The sequence below is a fragment of the Methylomusa anaerophila genome, from assembly GCF_003966895.1.
In the GTDB taxonomy this organism is placed as follows: domain Bacteria; phylum Bacillota; class Negativicutes; order Sporomusales; family Sporomusaceae; genus Methylomusa; species Methylomusa anaerophila.
Window position 1 is genome coordinate 2895605 of the sequence record NZ_AP018449.1, and the last position, 16352, is coordinate 2911956.

General features: G+C 46.9%; 19 protein-coding genes. 11 read left to right on the plus strand and 8 right to left on the minus strand.

What is annotated here, in order from left to right; all coding sequences use genetic code 11:
- The first annotated feature begins 130 nt into the window (after positions 1-130).
- Positions 131-967: a 4-hydroxy-tetrahydrodipicolinate reductase gene (gene dapB, locus MAMMFC1_RS13010; protein WP_158618764.1), complete on the plus strand. Its 837-nt coding sequence runs from the start codon at positions 131-133 to the stop codon at positions 965-967.
- A 99-nt stretch (positions 968-1066) separates the two neighbouring features.
- Here dapB and MAMMFC1_RS13015 read toward each other — a convergent pair whose 3' ends face one another.
- The 3 genes from MAMMFC1_RS13015 to MAMMFC1_RS13025 form a co-directional block, all read right to left on the minus strand.
- A complete protein-coding gene (locus MAMMFC1_RS13015; protein WP_174234376.1) occupies positions 1067-1693 on the minus strand; it encodes a TrkA C-terminal domain-containing protein in 627 nt (208 codons plus the stop codon).
- 64 nt (positions 1694-1757) lie between these two features.
- On the minus strand, positions 1758-2186 hold the full coding sequence (locus MAMMFC1_RS13020; protein ID WP_126308916.1) for a PaaI family thioesterase: 429 nt from the start codon (positions 2184-2186) through the stop codon (positions 1758-1760).
- A 231-nt stretch (positions 2187-2417) separates the two neighbouring features.
- Positions 2418-3584, minus strand: a complete 1167-nt coding sequence (locus MAMMFC1_RS13025; protein ID WP_126308917.1) for a glycosyl hydrolase family 18 protein — start codon at positions 3582-3584, stop codon at positions 2418-2420.
- 234 nt (positions 3585-3818) lie between these two features.
- Here MAMMFC1_RS13025 and MAMMFC1_RS13030 point away from each other — a divergent pair, with 234 nt between their 5' ends.
- Both MAMMFC1_RS13030 and MAMMFC1_RS13035 read left to right on the plus strand, forming a co-directional pair.
- A complete protein-coding gene (locus MAMMFC1_RS13030; RefSeq protein WP_126308918.1) occupies positions 3819-4649 on the plus strand; it encodes a polysaccharide deacetylase family protein in 831 nt (276 codons plus the stop codon).
- 252 nt (positions 4650-4901) lie between these two features.
- Entirely contained in the window at positions 4902-6050 is a 1149-nt protein-coding gene (locus MAMMFC1_RS13035) for a glycerophosphodiester phosphodiesterase (protein ID WP_126308919.1), read from the plus strand.
- Positions 6051-6060: 10 nt separating this feature from the next.
- On the opposite strand, the gene MAMMFC1_RS13040 is transcribed toward MAMMFC1_RS13035, so the two are convergent.
- Complete coding sequence (locus MAMMFC1_RS13040; protein WP_126308920.1) at positions 6061-6957, minus strand: RluA family pseudouridine synthase; 897 nt, start codon at positions 6955-6957, stop codon at positions 6061-6063.
- Between the two features lie 176 nt (positions 6958-7133).
- On the opposite strand from MAMMFC1_RS13040, the gene MAMMFC1_RS13045 reads away from it, so the two are divergent.
- The 4 genes from MAMMFC1_RS13045 to MAMMFC1_RS13060 all read left to right on the plus strand — a co-directional run bounded on the left by MAMMFC1_RS13045 (position 7134) and on the right by MAMMFC1_RS13060 (position 10409).
- Entirely contained in the window at positions 7134-7685 is a 552-nt protein-coding gene (locus MAMMFC1_RS13045) for a hypothetical protein (protein ID WP_126308921.1), read from the plus strand.
- 316 nt (positions 7686-8001) lie between these two features.
- Positions 8002-8949 (plus strand): LCP family protein, encoded by a 948-nt coding sequence (locus MAMMFC1_RS13050; protein ID WP_126308922.1) that lies wholly within the window; start codon positions 8002-8004, stop codon positions 8947-8949.
- Positions 8950-9172: 223 nt separating this feature from the next.
- The gene (locus tag MAMMFC1_RS13055; protein WP_126308923.1) at positions 9173-9874 is read left to right on the plus strand and encodes a peroxiredoxin; all 702 of its coding nucleotides are present in this window, start codon (positions 9173-9175) and stop codon (positions 9872-9874) included.
- Positions 9875-10166: 292 nt separating this feature from the next.
- Complete coding sequence (locus MAMMFC1_RS13060) at positions 10167-10409, plus strand: hypothetical protein (protein ID WP_126308924.1); 243 nt, start codon at positions 10167-10169, stop codon at positions 10407-10409.
- A 96-nt stretch (positions 10410-10505) separates the two neighbouring features.
- On the opposite strand, the gene MAMMFC1_RS13065 is transcribed toward MAMMFC1_RS13060, so the two are convergent.
- Together MAMMFC1_RS13065 and MAMMFC1_RS21520 are read right to left on the minus strand one after the other, a co-directional pair.
- Positions 10506-11327 carry a hypothetical protein gene (locus MAMMFC1_RS13065; RefSeq protein WP_126308925.1) on the minus strand — a complete coding sequence of 274 codons (822 nt, stop codon included), beginning with the start codon at positions 11325-11327 and terminating at the stop codon, positions 10506-10508.
- Positions 11328-11347: 20 nt separating this feature from the next.
- Positions 11348-12148, minus strand: coding sequence for a type II secretion system protein GspD (locus tag MAMMFC1_RS21520; protein ID WP_324332203.1), 801 nt, complete (start codon positions 12146-12148; stop codon positions 11348-11350).
- Between MAMMFC1_RS21520 and MAMMFC1_RS21525 the strand changes: the two genes are divergently transcribed.
- The 4 genes from MAMMFC1_RS21525 to MAMMFC1_RS13085 all read left to right on the plus strand — a co-directional run bounded on the left by MAMMFC1_RS21525 (position 12093) and on the right by MAMMFC1_RS13085 (position 14724).
- Entirely contained in the window at positions 12093-12539 is a 447-nt protein-coding gene (locus MAMMFC1_RS21525; RefSeq protein WP_158618766.1) for a hypothetical protein, read from the plus strand. The two genes, MAMMFC1_RS21520 and MAMMFC1_RS21525, sit on opposite strands and share 56 nt — an antisense overlap.
- A 449-nt stretch (positions 12540-12988) precedes the next feature.
- Positions 12989-13603: a MotA/TolQ/ExbB proton channel family protein gene (locus MAMMFC1_RS13075; RefSeq protein ID WP_126308927.1), complete on the plus strand. Its 615-nt coding sequence runs from the start codon at positions 12989-12991 to the stop codon at positions 13601-13603.
- The gene (locus tag MAMMFC1_RS13080) at positions 13594-13995 is read left to right on the plus strand and encodes an ExbD/TolR family protein (RefSeq protein ID WP_126308928.1); all 402 of its coding nucleotides are present in this window, start codon (positions 13594-13596) and stop codon (positions 13993-13995) included. Before MAMMFC1_RS13075 ends, MAMMFC1_RS13080 begins: the two co-directional genes overlap by 10 nt.
- Before the next feature lie 3 nt (positions 13996-13998).
- Positions 13999-14724, plus strand: a complete 726-nt coding sequence (locus MAMMFC1_RS13085; protein ID WP_126308929.1) for an energy transducer TonB — start codon at positions 13999-14001, stop codon at positions 14722-14724.
- A gap of 133 nt (positions 14725-14857) precedes the next feature.
- Here MAMMFC1_RS13085 and MAMMFC1_RS13090 read toward each other — a convergent pair whose 3' ends face one another.
- Together MAMMFC1_RS13090 and MAMMFC1_RS13095 are read right to left on the minus strand one after the other, a co-directional pair.
- Complete coding sequence (locus tag MAMMFC1_RS13090; protein WP_126308930.1) at positions 14858-15064, minus strand: hypothetical protein; 207 nt, start codon at positions 15062-15064, stop codon at positions 14858-14860.
- A 104-nt stretch (positions 15065-15168) separates the two neighbouring features.
- Positions 15169-16224, minus strand: a complete 1056-nt coding sequence (locus MAMMFC1_RS13095; RefSeq protein ID WP_126308931.1) for a diguanylate cyclase domain-containing protein — start codon at positions 16222-16224, stop codon at positions 15169-15171.
- Positions 16225-16352 lie beyond the last annotated feature (128 nt).

A 16352-nucleotide genomic window follows, 5' to 3' on the forward strand; every position in this document is an offset into this window, starting at 1 on the left:
TGATTTTCTTCGCGGCTATGCTGGTGCCGCTTGAAATGGAAGAATAAGGATAACCCTAGCCCTTGACTAACTAACAACTTTAATGATACCATAAAGTTGCAGGAATAAAAAACCGTGGGGAGGGATTGCAGTGAAAATCGCATTGATTGGATTGGGCACTACCGGTAAAATTGTTGCCGAATATTTATTGAAAGAACAGGCGCTTGCGATGGTCCTTTGCCGCCAAGACAGTCCCAAGGAGGGGAAAGACCTTGGGGAGATTCTACATAGACCAACTACCGGTATTGCCATAGAATCGACAGCGGATCTGGAAGAAAAATTACTGCGATATCAACCGGATGTATTGATCGACTTTTCCCGGCCCGGTTTTCTTAGCCAAAATCTGGCGGTACTGGCAAAGTGTAAAGTAAATGTGGTTACCGCCGTAACCGGCTACAGCGAGATGGAGACCAAACGGATTAAGGTGGTTGCCCGCAACGGAAAAATCGGCATAGTAATGGCTCCGAATATAACCTATGGTGTGAATGTCCTCTTGATGATGGCCCGGATTGCCGCTCATCTGCAAATGGAATGTGATTTTGAGATTATTGAGGAAAACCATAGAGACAAGACGGACAGTCCGTCAGGAACAGCCAAGAAAATTGCCACGGCAATATCGTCAACGATTGGCGAAAATGGCGGTGAAAACAATCCCATTCCTATTCATTCCATTCGCTCCGGGGACATTATCGGACGGCACAAGATTCTAGTTACCGGCAAGTACGATCAGATTGAGATTGCTCATACGGCATTTTCCCGCGAGGCCTATGCGGAAGGCGCATTTAAAGCGGCACAATTCATTCACGGCAGGACGGGTTTTTTCGAAATGAAAGATGTATACCGGTTAGAAAAGAACTACTTCAAAGTAAACCGGTCGGTTCTCCACTATAACGACGAATCCTTTGACTCCCGCTCCTGCATTTTGTAATTTTGTAATAGATGTAATATATAATATATAAAGACGTCCTGATACGTGATAAGTATTCAGGACGTCTGTTATGTATTCTGATTAATAAAAAAGAAATTTTTAAAAGGAGTTTTTGTGGTTAATAAAATCTATGGTGCGTTCCAGTACGCCGCTGTCGCCGACGATGACGATACGGTCATGGGGGAGAATTCTGGCGGCAGGTCCCGGCGATATGATAATTTCCGTTTCGCGCCGGATAGCTACGATAGTGGCGCCGGTATGTTGCCAGAGTTTTACTTCGGCTATGGACCGCCCGGCGATATAACTGGTCTCATGGACTTCAATTTCAACCGGATTGTAGGGGGAGAGATTTCGTAATCTATCGGAGTAATTAATGATATCAATCAGTAAGTTTTCCAACTTGGCGTCAATTTCCCGCTTTTGCCGGAGGAGAATTTCCACATCTTGCTGCAATGAATAAACCGATTCTGCGCTTTTATAATGTTCAATAAAACCGTAGGCGTTCTCGGTGGAAATGACGGTTACTTCTTTCCCTTGGGAGACCGCAACTACATTTTTGACTTTTAGCAGGGCAATCGCCTTCCGGATGGTTTCGGGTGAAACATTATAATGGCTGGCAAGTACGGTTCTGCCGGAAATTTTTGTCTCGGTCGCGAACTCGCCGTTAATAATCCTTTGGGCCAGGTCCAAAGCAATAGAGCGGTAGATTGAAGTGCCGGATTTCATTTAAATCCTCCATTTAAGCGAGGTTAGCTGTTTTGATACCATTATACCCACCGGACCTTATTTACTATTCAATCGCTTCACTTGCCGCTGAGAACGTACCTACTACAAAAAAGGTAGCTCTGGCTTTCAGAATCAGGTTGCCCATACTGTCTACAATATCTGTTTCGGCTACCAGCGTATGGTTGCCATTATGAATTACCCGGCCGAAAGCACTGAGGGTTTCCGGGGGAGTGGCTGGCCGGATAAAGTTCAGGTTCATATCCAGGGTTACGACTTTTTTACCGGTCGTTGCACAGGCCACCCCCATAACGGTATCAGCCAAGGAGGCCAATGAGCCGCCATGAGCCGTATTGTATAAGTTAGTATGCTTATTAGCTGCTACTGGCATGGTCAATGTTGCCTTGCCTTCCCCCACTTCGACAATTTTCATCTCGAGTAAATCTACAAAGGGATTTTCCAAGTGCCCTTTAACTAATCTAAATTCATTTATCATGCTACTCCTCCTGAAAAAAATACTGCTATGTATTATATTGTACCATAATTGCAGGATAACAGATAGGCTTGAAAATTTGCAGTATGTATATGTGGCTGCCCGACGGGAATTTATGGGATGAGAAATTTACCGAAGCATAAATTTGGAATGCAGTTTTGCCCGAATAAGCAAAGGAGCCTTTATTCAAAGCTCCTTTGCTACTGCATCTTGGAAGCGGTTATCTCCCCATGTTTAGGGTTTTAGACTGGCTTTTATTAGCTGCCAGTATGCAGGGTCTTCCTCACCCAGCTTCCAGATAGCAATTCCCGCTATATCATATTTATTAACCAGATCCAGCCTGTATTTAAGGCTCTGGCTATTTTCATACCACACTTGGTGTCTTATTCCATCCGGGCCGGTATAACTAAAGTGGGGTGACTTTGATGCGTCATCCCATTGGGGATTGACGCCGAAGCGGTCAATCAGGTTTTGGATTGCACCGTATTCAAGGCTTTCCACGCCCTTGCTGGACCAGTCATAGCCGTAACCGGCTATTCCCAGGTAAAGCTTGTTTTTAGGTATGGTTGTCAGTGCGTATTTTAAATCCTGTTCCACCGAACGGATATCCGCTATTGATCCCGGACCGTTCCAACTGCCATGATAGTCGTAGGTCATAAGGATAATTTTGTCCGCATATTGGGCAAGCTGGGGGTAATCGTAGGCAACCGCCACATCATTTTCCTCATTATGCTTAGGAAAAACGTCAATGGTGACAATATAACCCTGAGGCTTCAAGCGAGCGGATAATTCCCGCATGAAGGCTGTCAGATTATCACGGTCTTTGGCCGGAACCGATTCAAAATCCACATTAATCCCATCAAGACCGTATTTTTCTATATAGGCTTCAAGGTTGTCAATGGCTGTCCGGCGTAAGGACGGATTGGATAATATGGCATGTATTCCTTTTTCCGGGTTGTTGTTTTTAGCGTTATTCACCAGCAGCAAGGCAGTAATTTTATGGTCATGAGCGTACTTTACCACTGACGCGTGATCATTGCCGCCGCGGTCAGTCACGGAACCATCCTCCTGAAGAGTAGCCCAAAACGGGGCGATAGTTCCAATCGAGTCTGTGTGTTTTACCAGGTCATTATAAGAAGAGGTATCGCTTCCCCACCATTCGGCATAAAAGCCGATGACATCCTTGCTGCCTGTTGGCCCCTGATTTGGCGTAGTCGAACTAACCGGCGAAGTTGGATTTATATGAAACAGACTATTTAACAAGTTACTTAACAGCCCAAACAGATTACCCAAAAAGCCGCCGGTATCCCCGGACGGTGATGCATAAGCCGGGACGGGAATTATGAAGCTTGTACACATTGCAAGCAGCAGAAGAAAAGCTACACTCTTGACATTGCCCATAGTTGCCTCCCACTAGTTAGGATTGTATCATTGTATAGAATGAATGCTATCATAACTAGGGGGATTTATCAATAACAAAACCGGTGTTAAGTATTACCTATTATCCATTTCAGTTTATATTTACTTATAGCCCGGCCTTTTTGCACTCGATAATATTGACGAAAATAGCAAGAAGATCTACCATTGTTATAGTGTATTATAGTGCTTTCTTGTCTTTGTTGAGGAGTTGATACTTTGAACCGTACTTTTTTGGGGGTGATTATCGTCTGTGGCCTTGTAACTTTTGGTATTATCGGTATCTATTTCTATGTCTATGGCGAGACAGACGATTTGTCGTCCGGGATTCCCGTGCTGAATTATCATGGAGTGGAGGATAATGTAAATAATCCTCTAGCTTTGGAAATCAAGGATTTTGAGGACCAAATGGCCTATTTGCATACCAAGGGTTACACAGCGATAACACCGGATCAGTTGCTTGACTATCTGAGCGCCGGTAAAAAACTTCCGGATAAGCCGGTTCTAATTACTTTTGATGATGGGTACGCCAATAACTATACAAATGCCTATCCAATACTGAAAAAGTATGGTTTTACCGCTGTTTTTTTTCTCATAACCGATGTAATCGGCCATGATCCCTGGTATATGAATTGGGATCAGGTTAAGGAAATGCGGCAGCAGGGATTTCAATTCGGTTCCCATACCTTGAGCCATGCGGACCTTACCAAAGTTCCGGTGGCGCAAGTCAATTTACAACTCGTTAAATCCCGCGAGGGAATCGAATGGCGGCTGAATACACCGGTAAGGTATCTCGCCTATCCCGGGGGGGCTTACGATTCGCAAATTGAAAAATTAGTCCTGCAGGCCGGGTACAAAGCTGCTTTTTCCGTCAAATTCGGCAGGGTTCAAAAAGGCGGCAATCTCCTGGCGCTGGAAAGAATACCTTTATTTAAGTCCAGATGGACCTTCCTCGACTTCTACCTCCGGCTCAATTTTACCAAGGCGATGGGTAAAATTAAGGCAGTGAAGGATCGATACATTTGCGGGCGTGAATTGAGCCGGCGGTAGACAATGATTTTGGGCCAGTGAACTCGTTTAGCTTTTGCTAAACTTCGGGGCTTCGGTGGGGGAGACTCTGCCCCCACCGAAGTTTGGAAGTGGTAACACCCATTTATAGAAGTGGGTGTCTTTGGAATTGGATAAGATGGTATTTAATGGAATACTAACATAATGATAACATTTTCTTAACAATCATTTTGGGTTATGGATATATAATTGTACTTGCTCAACTAATCAAGAATCATTTCAGGGGGGTTCCAAATGAACAAAAGAATGAGTTACTTGAGGCGTTTGTTAACGGTGAGTCTTACTGCCGCTATGTTGACAGCCGGTGTCAATGTAGTCCACATTGATCATGCGCAGGCAGCTGTCCCCCAAATCTTTGATTTCGAAGCCCATCGCGGCGGACGGGACGCTCGCCCGGAAAACACGCTGGTTTCTTTTGCCTATGCCATGGAATTGGGTGTTACTACTCTGGAAATGGACATGCAAATGACCAAAGACGGCCGCATCGTAATTAGCCATAATGCGTTTATGAACGGCAGTTTAGCCAAAGGCGCCGACGGAAAATATGTTGAATCCGGCAAATATGATATCCGTACAATGACGCTGGAGCAAGTTAAACAATTTGATCTGGGGACCATGAATCCCGCCGCCGGTGATTATTACGCGGGACACGGCAAAACGCAACTAGCCGTACCGGGAACCAAAATGCCTACTTTGGAAGAAGTTTTTGAACTGGCTAAAGCCTACGGTAACGACAAGGTAATGTTCAATATTGAAACAAAATCCTACCCGGATCCTGCATTCCCGGAAGCGAAAAATAATCCTGATCCGACCGTGTTTGTCAAAAAAGTCTATGAGGTTATCAAAAAATATCACATGGAAGACCGGGTCATGTTACAGTCCTTTGACTGGAGAACCCTTAAGGAAATGAAAAAACTGGACCCCAAAATTACTTTGGTAGCGTTAACCTGTGAACAACCTTCCTGGGGTCGTGACAGCGTCTGCCGTCAAGTAGGCGAACCCGGGGCGTCTCCATGGATGGCCGGTCTTGATATTGATGCCTATAAAGGGGACTATATCAAAGCCGCCAAGGCCATCGGCGCCGACGTCGTTTCTCCTTATTGGGAAGAATTATCCAATGAATTAGTCACCGAAGCCCATGAACTGGGTATGAAGGTGGTACCCTGGACTGTGAATGATCCCGGCAAGGCAAACATGCTTATAGATATGGGTGTTGACGGTCTGATTACAGATCAGCCCTGGGTGTTGCGCGATCTTCTTATTAAGCGGGGCATTCCTGTGGCTGAACCGACAATTAACACAAATAGCCCGTATCATACCGGTACGGACATCGTTGCCGGGGAAACCAAAAAACTGGGTAAAGGCGGCGATTCGGCGGAGTAACTATATATCCTTACATCTTTGTACAAAAATCAACAGCCTGGGAAAAGTCGGCGGGCAGGGGAGCGTAAACCGTAATCTCCTGCCCGTTTTTTATATGCTGAAAGCTCACGGCAGCTGCGTGTAAAGCCTGCCTGGGCATCCAGGAAGTGCGAAGTCCATACATGGCGTCGCCGATAACCGGGCAGCCGAGATGGGCCAAATGGACACGGATTTGGTGGGTTCTCCCTGTCGCCAGATTAAGTTCCAGCAGCGTGGCACCGTCAAAGCTGCCGATAGTCCGGTAATAAGTAACCGCCCTTTCGCCCGCCGGGTTTATCGCCCGGCGGTTCGGCAGGTTTGGGTGGGGGCCGATGGGGGCGTCGACAACGCCTGAAGGCGGTTGAATCATTCCTTTTACCAAAGCCCGGTATGTACGTTTTAACAAGTGCGTTTTTAACTGTTGTTCCAGGATAAATTGGCTGCGGGAATCCTTGGCGAAAATTACACAGCCGGAGGTTTCCCGGTCTAAGCGGTGCAGAGGACGAACAGTGCCTGCCGTCCCTCGCTGCTGCAATTCATAGGCTAAATAATTCGCCAGAGTGCCGGAAGTGGTTTGACCGGTTGGATGTACCAGCTGGTAAGCCGGTTTATTCAAGACCAGCAGCCAGTCATCTTCATAAAGTATCTCGATTATGCCCGGTTCCGGCTGAAGGCCGTGGGCGGTATCGGCAAGAATCAGTACACGCAAAGTATCCGCCGGTTTAATTTTTCTTTGTAGATATACCGGTTTGCCGTTTAAGAGAATTCCTTTTTGCCTGGTCAGCTTTTGAATCTTCCTGCCGGAATACTGCAAAATCTGCTTCAAATATTCTTCAACCGTTAAATCGGCATGTTCTTTCGCTACTGTATAGGTATGATACGGTTTCATTGCCAGCCTTCCTTCCCCGCAACCGGATTTTTTGCTATTGATCCTTTGATCACCCATTGTAGTGCAATGATACAATATTTTTGGGATATACACAAATAATAGCGTAATAGCGCCTGCCTGCCTCCTTGCGAAAAGAAACAAAAAGCTTTACAATGCGAGGAGGAGGGTAGTAGAGTATGCACAAACATTGGAAGCCATTTTTGGGTGGAGCTGTTGTTATGCTTGCAGTGGTAGCGGGAGTTTACCTGTTCCTGTCAAAAGGAAATCCCTGGCAACCAACATTCCTTAAGTCGGAAACTCCTTTTAAGCAGGAAACGCCTTCTATGCCGGAAGTTTCTCCTAATCCGGCAGACATAAATATTCCCCCTGATGCGGTAACCATTACACCCCTGCCGTCGCTGCGGATTCTTCAGGGGGATAAAGTATCTTTTGAGGGCAAGAAGGAATTGCGTCAGGTTATCGCCGGACGTTTGGCACAAGGATTGGTTGTTGTTAACTTCCAGGCAACAGGGGAGCATGCTGAAAAATCTGCCATTCGCATCGTCTGGGAAAATGGTGAAGTTGAAATGATATATCCCGGAACCATCGATAGAAAGCTGATGCCGGAAAAAAGAGCCAAGGAGATTACCATATTGGGATATAGTATGAATGAAAGACGGGTTTTCCAGGACCTTCCCCGCAAAGGATCCCTTACCTGGGAGATTCGTTACCAGCCGGTCGAAATATGATTATGTATTATCTGTCCCGGCTATATGGCAAATAGCAAATAAGATAGCAAGAGATAAAAAAACCTGCACCGAGAGAGAGGTGCAGGTTTTTTATATTATCAAAGTACATGCTTAAGACGGCGAAGGACAGCCTTATTAACACTTCGACACTATCGTTTAAGTTCTGGTATATTAAACCGGTTGAAAGCTTTGCGGATATTTGTTACTCTGGTATAGCTAGCAATAGCATTATGTGATATACTTTTTCCCTGCTCAAAGACCTGCGAGCGTTTCTATTTTATTTACTTTCCGTAAGAAAGTGGAAGGAGGAAGCAGGATGAAATGGTTCTGGAAGAAGATGCTGCTATTTGCCGGTTGTTTCGTTTTATTCATTATGACGGCTGTCACAGTTTTTACAATTTTGAGCAAAATTGAAGACGCCGCATCCAATCCCAAGCCGCCGTCCGTCATTTCCCCGGCTGCTCCTGCCAGTATAACCTTTGATGATAAACCCGCAAGCCGTATCAATATTCTGCTATTAGGGATAGATGACGGCGATCCTGATATTGCCAACGGGGCAAAACGGTCCGATACTATGATTGTGGCAAGTGTTGATCCGGGTGAAGACACAGTAAACCTGCTCTCCATTCCACGGGATACGAAAGTAAGTATTCCCGGGCGCAGCGGGAATGACAAGATCACACATGCCTTCTTTTACGGGGGGCCGAAACTGTCCGTTCGTGCCGTTGAAGCCAACTTTCATATCCCTATCGACTACTACGCCGTGATTGACTGGAAGGCATTTATCAACGTTGTGGATATATTGGGCGGCGTGGATATGACTGTGGAGCGGGATATGGATTACGAGGACCCATACGAAAATTTAAGCATTCATTTGTCCCAAGGCTACCAGCACCTTGACGGTGAAAAGGCCGGGGAGTATGTCCGGTTCCGGCATGATGAGCTGGGTGATATTGGAAGGGTTGAGCGGCAGCAGCGTTTCTTAACGGCACTGACCGGTCAGATGCTTAGAGCCGGCACCATCCTGAAACTGCCGGCACTGGTGACAACTGTCAGCCAGTATGTTCAGACCGACATGAGCACCTTCACCTTAATTCGAGTGGCCAATGCATTAAAAGGCATAAAATCGGATTCTCTTCATGCTGAAATGTTGCCGGGTGATTTCGCAACAGTCAATGAAAGTAGTTATTGGGTACCTGACAAAGCTAAAGCCGCCCAATTGGTTGCCGAGCTATTCGGAGCAAGAGCGGAGAGGAGTAATTAAAGAAACCATAAGCTGTACGAAAATTGCATAAAACTTCTGACCGCCAAGAGCCCAAGACCACTAGGCTAATGTCCTGCTGTTTTTTTGGGCGCTTTTGGTGTGCTTGGCGGTTAATAATTAAAATACGCGGCGCAACTCTTGCAGTTATACGTTTTGAACAGTTTTTCCGGGGCAGGAATATAATATTACATAAATATATTAGAAACAAATGGGAGGAGATGCTATGCAGCCTGCGACTGATACAAAAATGCCGTTAATCGGCGATCCGTTTCCAACCATGAAAGTAGCCACAACCCAGGGCGAAATTTGTTTGCCGGGGCAATATAGGGGGAAATGGTTTGTTTTGTTCAGCCATCCCGGGGATTTTACGCCGGTATGCACTACGGAGTTTGTCGATTTCGCCAGACGGCGAGCGGATTTTCGCCGATTGAACACCGAACTGATCGGGCTTTCGGTAGATCAGGTTTTTGCTCATTTAAAGTGGATACAGTGGATTGAGAGAAATCTCGGCACCAAAATCTGGTTCCCGGTAATAGGGGATCAAACGGGGATCATTGCCCACCGGTTGGGGCTGATACACCCCAATAAAGGCGCAAATACCGTGCGAGCGGTTTTTGTCGTTGATGCAAACGGGGTTATCAGAGCAATAATTTATTACCCGCAGGAAACGGGGAGAAACATCTGTGAAATCATGAGGCTGATACGGGCCCTGCAGGTTACCGACGAATTTGGCGTGTCGACGCCGGCTAATTGGCCTGACAATAGTATAATTGACGACCATGTTATCATTCCCCCGGCCAAAACGGAGAAAGAGGCGAAAGAACGGTTAGCGCAAGCCGCCCATGGTGGAATAGAATGTTTCGACTGGTGGTTCTGTCACTATGATTTAGATGCAGACTGCGAGGAAGAGGAAGACCCGGTATAATTTACAAAATGTTTACAAGACAGCGGACAAAATCCATGTTACTATGGTAATAAATGAAGCGCTGGTGGGCTGTCTACTTTGAAAGCGTAAAAGAATTCGCGGGAATTTTTTCGCAAGGCGAGGCGGAGGAGGCGCGCATATCGGATATATGTAAGCTGACGACAACGAAGCATTACGGAAAAAGGCCCGCGAAGTAATTATGATTTCAGTGTAGACAGACCACTAGGACATGCTTTAACGGTAAGGCCTTCGCTTTATCAATGAAACAGACAACGGTAAAGGGGTGTATATTATGTGTGACGAAAAAGATCTTGAAATACCGGAGGATATCCAAGTACTATTCACCGACGATATTGAAATCCTCGAAGACCGTTTGACAGACATTATTGTAGCCATGGGCTTGCCGGAAGAACAGACCAGCGCGGTTCTCAGGCTTATCAGCGACTCGCTGGATGATCATCATGCCAATATTCTGGATACCTTTGAAGATGTAATAGCCGGCGACAGCCAGGACGAAGCAGGCGAAGCTGAATAAAAAACAATGCAAGCATGATTAACTTCTATAATAAATAATAGAATAGCAATTTTAAAAGCACTATCATCCGTTACCGGAAAGATAGTGCTTTTAAGCTTACCGAACGCTGGAATATGGATTAGTAAGGTACGTCCCCGGCTTGTTTTGGACTCCTTGAATCAGTTGCGCCAGTTCGGCCGGTTTAGCCAGCCAGTTGATCCCGCGATATTGCCAGGCCCAAGGTGCGCCTGTATTGAGATAAGAGTTACTGTCGAAGTAGCCCCAGCGGGAAAAAGTACGGTTCTGGCCGATATCATTGCGATTTTGCCATAATTCCTGCAAGTCAACCAACTGGTAATTGCCACGGGCCGTCGTGTCGCTCCGAGCGCCATTGGGCAGCAAGGGGTAAGTACCACCTGTACCCGGCGCCTGCCTATTCGATATCCCATGGGTACCGGCCCTTACGGTCAGGATAGGGTGGCCATTTTCGACTTTTACTTGCGAACCGCCCAATTTGAGCCACTCATTGTTGCTGTAAGTCAATAGCAATTCAAGCTGTCCCGATTTATCGGCCTTTTTTTGTACCACAGCCATAGCGCCGATCATGTCGTGTTCATGGTTGGTCCCGCCTGCGTGGCGGGGATAATAGAGATAATAGCCGATAAAATAGTGGGTGTCGCTTTCCACCAGCGAGTAGTACACCGCCGCATTCGGCGAATAGTAGGGCAAGTTTATCCAATTATTATTCGTTCGCCAGTCGCGATCAAAGTTTACCACAGTAAAGACGTTTTCCCGCGCTATAGGGTTTTGGTGGTCATCCTGTTGATAAATAACCGGCGCCCACTGCCAGATCAGATCGGCATTGCCGGCCGCCGGGGTCTGCACCGGGGCAATAAGCAAGGCCAGCAGGAATAAGCCTGTTATAAAAGCACGTTTCATAGCTATGGCATCCTTTCTTATCATGAATCCACCAGTTTTGGGGTAATCAGAATAATCAGCTCGCTTTCGGTATTTTCCCTGTCGGTCGAGCGAAAAAGTGACCCGACGAGAGGCAGATCCCCCAAAAGGGGAACTTTGAGGGTATCAAAGGTTTTCTGGCGCTGAATCAAGCCGCCCAGCACGATTGTTTCTCCGTTTTTTACCCGCAGGGTTGTTTCGGCCTGGCGGGTCCGGATATTGGGGTTTCCTTTGGTAGTAGTGTCCGTTTTGTTGCTGACTTCCGGCTTGATGTGGGTGGTTATGGTGCCGTCCTCATGGATGGTGGGCGTTATTTCCAGCTTGATGCCGACCTCAACGTAGGTTACTGTGGTGGATTGAGTGCCGCTGTTAATCTGCGTACTTTCCACCGCCAATTTGTCACCGATGAGAATTTGGGCCATTTGGCCATCCAGGGCGGCGACGCGGGGACTGGCCAGCAATTGGCCCTTTTTGTTTTCTACCAGACGGTGCAGAACGCCGGCGATATTGGTGCCATATTCGATGCCATAACGAGTACCAAGGCGGACGGGAAAAGCGCTGCCGTCCATCGTAGCCGCTTCCGGCAATCCTGTCAGCGACCCCCAGTCGATGCCGACATTTCGCCGATTGTCACGGGATATTTCCACCACCTCCGCTTCAAATATGACCTGCCGCGGCGGGACATCCAGTTTTGCCAGCATGGCTTTGACGGTGCTGCAGTCGGCGTCGCTGCCGGCGACAACCAGCATGTTATTCACAATCTCCGCCCTGATTTGGTTATCGGGAAACACGACGGTCAGCATGGTTTTCACTTGCTCAGGCTTTATATATTCTAGCTTCACAACAAAGGGATTTGACCCGGCGGTTGCCGACTCAGCGGGAGGCGGCGCCGCTGCAGGGGCCTGCGACTCAGGAGCCGCAGGCGGACTGTCCGGGCTGGTTGCAGTATTTTCCGGCGGATTATTTGGGACGGTTGCAGCGGGTGGGCTCTCCGGCGGATTGCTTGGTTTGTCTACAGTTGAAGATGCCGCATTTTCCGGCGGGCTGGAGCTGGAAGGTGGATTATTTGGGGCGGTCGCAGCTGGCGCATCTAAAGCGGGTGCAGACGGTCCGTCATTTGGCGGAGCCTCGGCAGAGCTAAAATGTATAGTAAAAACTAACAAGCAGATAATGAAGAAAAAAGTCCGGCAATGATAATGATAATGATATGACAAAAACAAATTATTGGCCGCATTCTTGGATTTTATATCCATATAAACAAAATACCTCAACTGTAAAATTTCTTCTTATTTCCATAATAGACTATTTAAATTGTTTTTACAACCGAAAAACAGCCTGAGTCAACTACAATAGGATTAAGATAAATTAACATTATAAGCCGATAAATTAACATTAATAAAGTATACATAACAAGATCGCCTGCCAATGAGGAAAGGGCAAAGTAAAAGAGAGTCCCGATCCAGGAACTGGCGAGAAGGGAAATATTCTGGAATTCCTTGACAACAATTCCCATAGCGTATTATATTAAAATAAAGTATTTATTGGGTTGTTTTATAGCGAAACGGACTTAGCTAGCTAGGGTCAAACCGGTCGGCATGCCTTAATACAGTGCCGGCTTATTTATTGATGGGAGGAGTTTTTTCGTGGATATCATAAACAAAGGCGGCTATACCCTGCTGATTATTGTCAGCTGCTCGGTTATTGCCCTGACGATCATAATTGAACGCTGGCGGTTTTACCGGCGCATCGAGCGGGAAGAGAAGGAAGTTATGCGCCAGGTAAGACAGGCCCTTACCGGACAGGAAATTGCGGCGGCAGCCTTGACAGTGGGACATGATGAGACTTTTTTGGCGGAAGTATTTAAAGAAGCAATGGAAAACTGCCGCCGGGGTGAGCAGCCGGAGATAACAATTGACGACAGGATGGCCGAGATAGCGCCGCAACTGGAACAATACCTGTATATTTTGGCGACAATCGCCACTATCGCGCCGCTGCTGGGCTTGTTGGGAACTGTTTTGGGCATGATTAAAACCTTTCATGCCGCGTCGTTAAGCGGTCTCGGTGATCCCCACAAGCTGGCGGAGGGAATATCGGAAGCACTCTATAATACAGCCGCCGGTCTGCTGGTCACTGTCCCCAGCGTGATCGCCCACAACCATTTTCGCAACTGGGCCGAAACGTTGCTCCATTTGTTGGAAAGGCGGACGCGGGAAATTACCAGACTGGTAGCGCGAAGAGGTGAAATGCTGTGTCGTTGAGAAAATCGAGACATTCCATCGGGGTACACTTAGATATGACGCCTATGGTTGATGTCATGATGCTGCTGGTCATTTTTTTTATGATGTCAACCACTTTTATTTTAACTAATCCCGGGCTGCCGATTAATTTGCCCAAAGCGGCGGCGGTAGCTGACCAGCCCCAGAATATCGTGGTCGTTATCAACCGGGACGGGCAACTGGCGGTAGGTGACAGAACCATATCGTTGAGCGAGTTAAGGTCGCTTTTGACAGCCACCGCGGCCAAGCAGCCGGTGGTCTATCTGAAGGCGGACAAAGAAGTGCGGCACGGTACGGTGGTAGAAGTAATGGACGAAATTCGCAAAACCGGCATTTCCAAACTGTCGGTGGCAGTAGACGCCAAGGGTATATAAGCCATGCCGGAGCGTAAATGGTATCTGCCGTTCAGTACAGCTGTACTCATTAATTTGATCATTCTAGGGCTGCTCAATACCACGTTTTCGCAGCTGCAGTCAAGTAAGCCTGAGTACGTAGAAGTAGAAGTGTCGCTGGCCGAGCTTTTCTCACCACCGGAGCCGGTTGATTCACCGGCAAACGCGCCGCAGCAAGCAAGTGCACCGCCGGAAGTACCGGCACCGGTTAAATCGGAGCCGGCCAAGCCTGCTGCCGGTCCATCGTCCGTTCAGCCGCTGGCAGCCGCCGGCGCGGCGACTGATGGAAATATGGTAAATGTGCCGGCAAATGCAGGAAACGGCCTGATAAATATTGGCGGTTCATCCGGGCAGGAGGCTGCAGGACCAGACAGCCAAGGGGGTACGGAAACAGGAGCCGCCGCCGCCGGCCCGCCCGGTCCGTCCAAACCGTCCGGCCCGACGAGATCAGTCAGGGTTATCGCCGGTGGAGAACCGGATTACCCTCAAGTTGCCCGCCAGAATGGCTGGGAAGGGACGGTCAAATTGCGGGTGTTGGTTTCAGAACAAGGTTTGGTTGAAGATGTCCAGGTTATTGCCAGCTCGGGTTATAGCCAGTTGGACCAGGCGGCTCTTGCCGGCGTGCGGCGCTGGCAATTCAGTCCGGCGCTTAAAGAAGGTATGCCTGTGGCGGAATGGGTGGCAGTTCCTGTGAGGTTTACGCTGAGGTAGGAGAGAGGTAGACGTGTTCTAAAAAGTAAATGACAGGCAGTCGGTTAAGACTGCCTGTCATAATACTAGGTTTTTTCGCAAGGGAAGACGGAGAAGACGGCATATCGGGAATAGATTTTATAATAGCATTATATTATCTGGCAACAAGCTGATTTAAATATTGAATCAATTCAGTTGTGGACCATTGTTCGGTTTCCACTTTGCTTACAACTGCCGGATCTATTTCTTGCGGCAGCGTGATGTCAATAAAATGGACACGGTCGGGTTTATTGGTAAAGATCAGTCTCCACCCGTTTTCAACTTCCCAACTGTCTTTCAGTACCCAGCTATGCTTGTTCACGACCATCCTCCTTTGTTCTATAGGGTAAGAAACCTGATCAAGGAGTAGTTCGTCATTTACAAAAGAAATCCTGCTAAGCCGGGCATGAAATTTAACTATATTAACTAAACGAAGTCTTTATCTTCTTCTTCTTCTTTATCCTTTTCTTTCCTTTGGTCCACAATCCATATGGAGCCGCAGACTTTTTTGGCTTTTTTCTTGATTCGGGCGGCAATTTCACCGATTTCCAGATAATTGTTGAAATTGCGGTAACGGTTGTGTACGATGGCGATGGAGATACTCATAATAGGAAAGGATTCAAGATGGCCTTTGCGGTTATAAACTTTTATACATCCCCGTTCCAGATCCTCAGTCGCATAAAAAGAATGAATTCCTTTGTCAAATTCCTGGGTAATTGACTCAGCCAGCTCTTCCGGATTGTCACCATCGATCTCGATAATAAAATCGTCGCCGCCGATGTGGCCTAAAAAGGAAATGCTAAAGGAAGGATCAAAGTTTAGTAAACAAGATGCCAGCAAATCAGCGGTAAATTTAATTACTTTGTCTCCATGCTCAAATCCATACTTATCGTTAAATGCTTTAAAATTGTCTAAATCGATGTATAAAACGCCAAAATGACTGCTGACGCTTTTAATTACTGTTTGCTTAAGTCGTTCTTCGATCATAAGATTTCCCGGCAACCCGGTCAGCGGATTAGCCTGGGCGGCGTAGCGAATTTGAAGGTCGGTTAATTGTCTCAGCAGTTGGATAATGGATACCGTTCCCAGGTATTGGCCATTGTCAACAACAATGATCAAGTCATACAATTGTTCTTCCATACGCTCAAAAACGTAATTGGAAACCTGTTCCAACGGGAGGGAAGATTCCACGATGGTAGGATGTTTATCCATTATCAGTTCAACAGGACGTCTAGAATAGAGGGATACTCCATACTTGGAACTTAAATGGAAATGCATTTTGTTTTTCATTAATAGGCCGACAGGTGTCATTTCATCCACAATCACAATACCTTGCGCATTCGTCTGGGTAAAAATTTCGCTTACTTTCTCCACCGCAGTTTGTCTTGAGACAAAGGGACTTCTTTGGACCATGCTGCCCATAAGAATGCCGGACATCTGCGGCAGAGGGGACAAATGAGAGGCAACTTTAGTTGGATTCACATTATCATCTCCGCTAAAATCTGCTTTACTCTTTACTCTTGTGCTTTTCTACGATGACAAAGAACTTTCCTGCTATCGATTGTTAAGTATTCGTTATGTTTAGCGTTATTTGTCGAATATGCTTTTTG

Excerpts from the sequence above, each read along its gene's own strand:
- MAMMFC1_RS13015 (WP_174234376.1), bottom strand. The coding sequence starts at position 1,693 with ATGAAATCCGGCACTTCAATCTACCGCTCTATTGCTTTGGACCTGGCC.
- MAMMFC1_RS13020 (WP_126308916.1), bottom strand. The coding sequence starts at position 2,186 with ATGATAAATGAATTTAGATTAGTTAAAGGGCACTTGGAAAATCCCTTT.
- MAMMFC1_RS13025 (WP_126308917.1), bottom strand. The coding sequence starts at position 3,584 with ATGGGCAATGTCAAGAGTGTAGCTTTTCTTCTGCTGCTTGCAATGTGT.
- MAMMFC1_RS13035 (WP_126308919.1), top strand. The coding sequence starts at position 4,902 with ATGAACAAAAGAATGAGTTACTTGAGGCGTTTGTTAACGGTGAGTCTT.
- MAMMFC1_RS13040 (WP_126308920.1), bottom strand. The coding sequence starts at position 6,957 with ATGAAACCGTATCATACCTATACAGTAGCGAAAGAACATGCCGATTTA.
- MAMMFC1_RS13045 (WP_126308921.1), top strand. The coding sequence starts at position 7,134 with ATGCACAAACATTGGAAGCCATTTTTGGGTGGAGCTGTTGTTATGCTT.
- MAMMFC1_RS13050 (WP_126308922.1), top strand. The coding sequence starts at position 8,002 with ATGAAATGGTTCTGGAAGAAGATGCTGCTATTTGCCGGTTGTTTCGTT.
- MAMMFC1_RS13055 (WP_126308923.1), top strand. The coding sequence starts at position 9,173 with ATGCAGCCTGCGACTGATACAAAAATGCCGTTAATCGGCGATCCGTTT.
- MAMMFC1_RS13060 (WP_126308924.1), top strand. The coding sequence starts at position 10,167 with ATGTGTGACGAAAAAGATCTTGAAATACCGGAGGATATCCAAGTACTA.
- MAMMFC1_RS13065 (WP_126308925.1), bottom strand. The coding sequence starts at position 11,327 with ATGAAACGTGCTTTTATAACAGGCTTATTCCTGCTGGCCTTGCTTATT.
- MAMMFC1_RS21525 (WP_158618766.1), top strand. The coding sequence starts at position 12,093 with ATGTTATTCACAATCTCCGCCCTGATTTGGTTATCGGGAAACACGACG.
- MAMMFC1_RS21520 (WP_324332203.1), bottom strand. The coding sequence starts at position 12,148 with ATGCTGACCGTCGTGTTTCCCGATAACCAAATCAGGGCGGAGATTGTG.
- MAMMFC1_RS13085 (WP_126308929.1), top strand. The coding sequence starts at position 13,999 with ATGCCGGAGCGTAAATGGTATCTGCCGTTCAGTACAGCTGTACTCATT.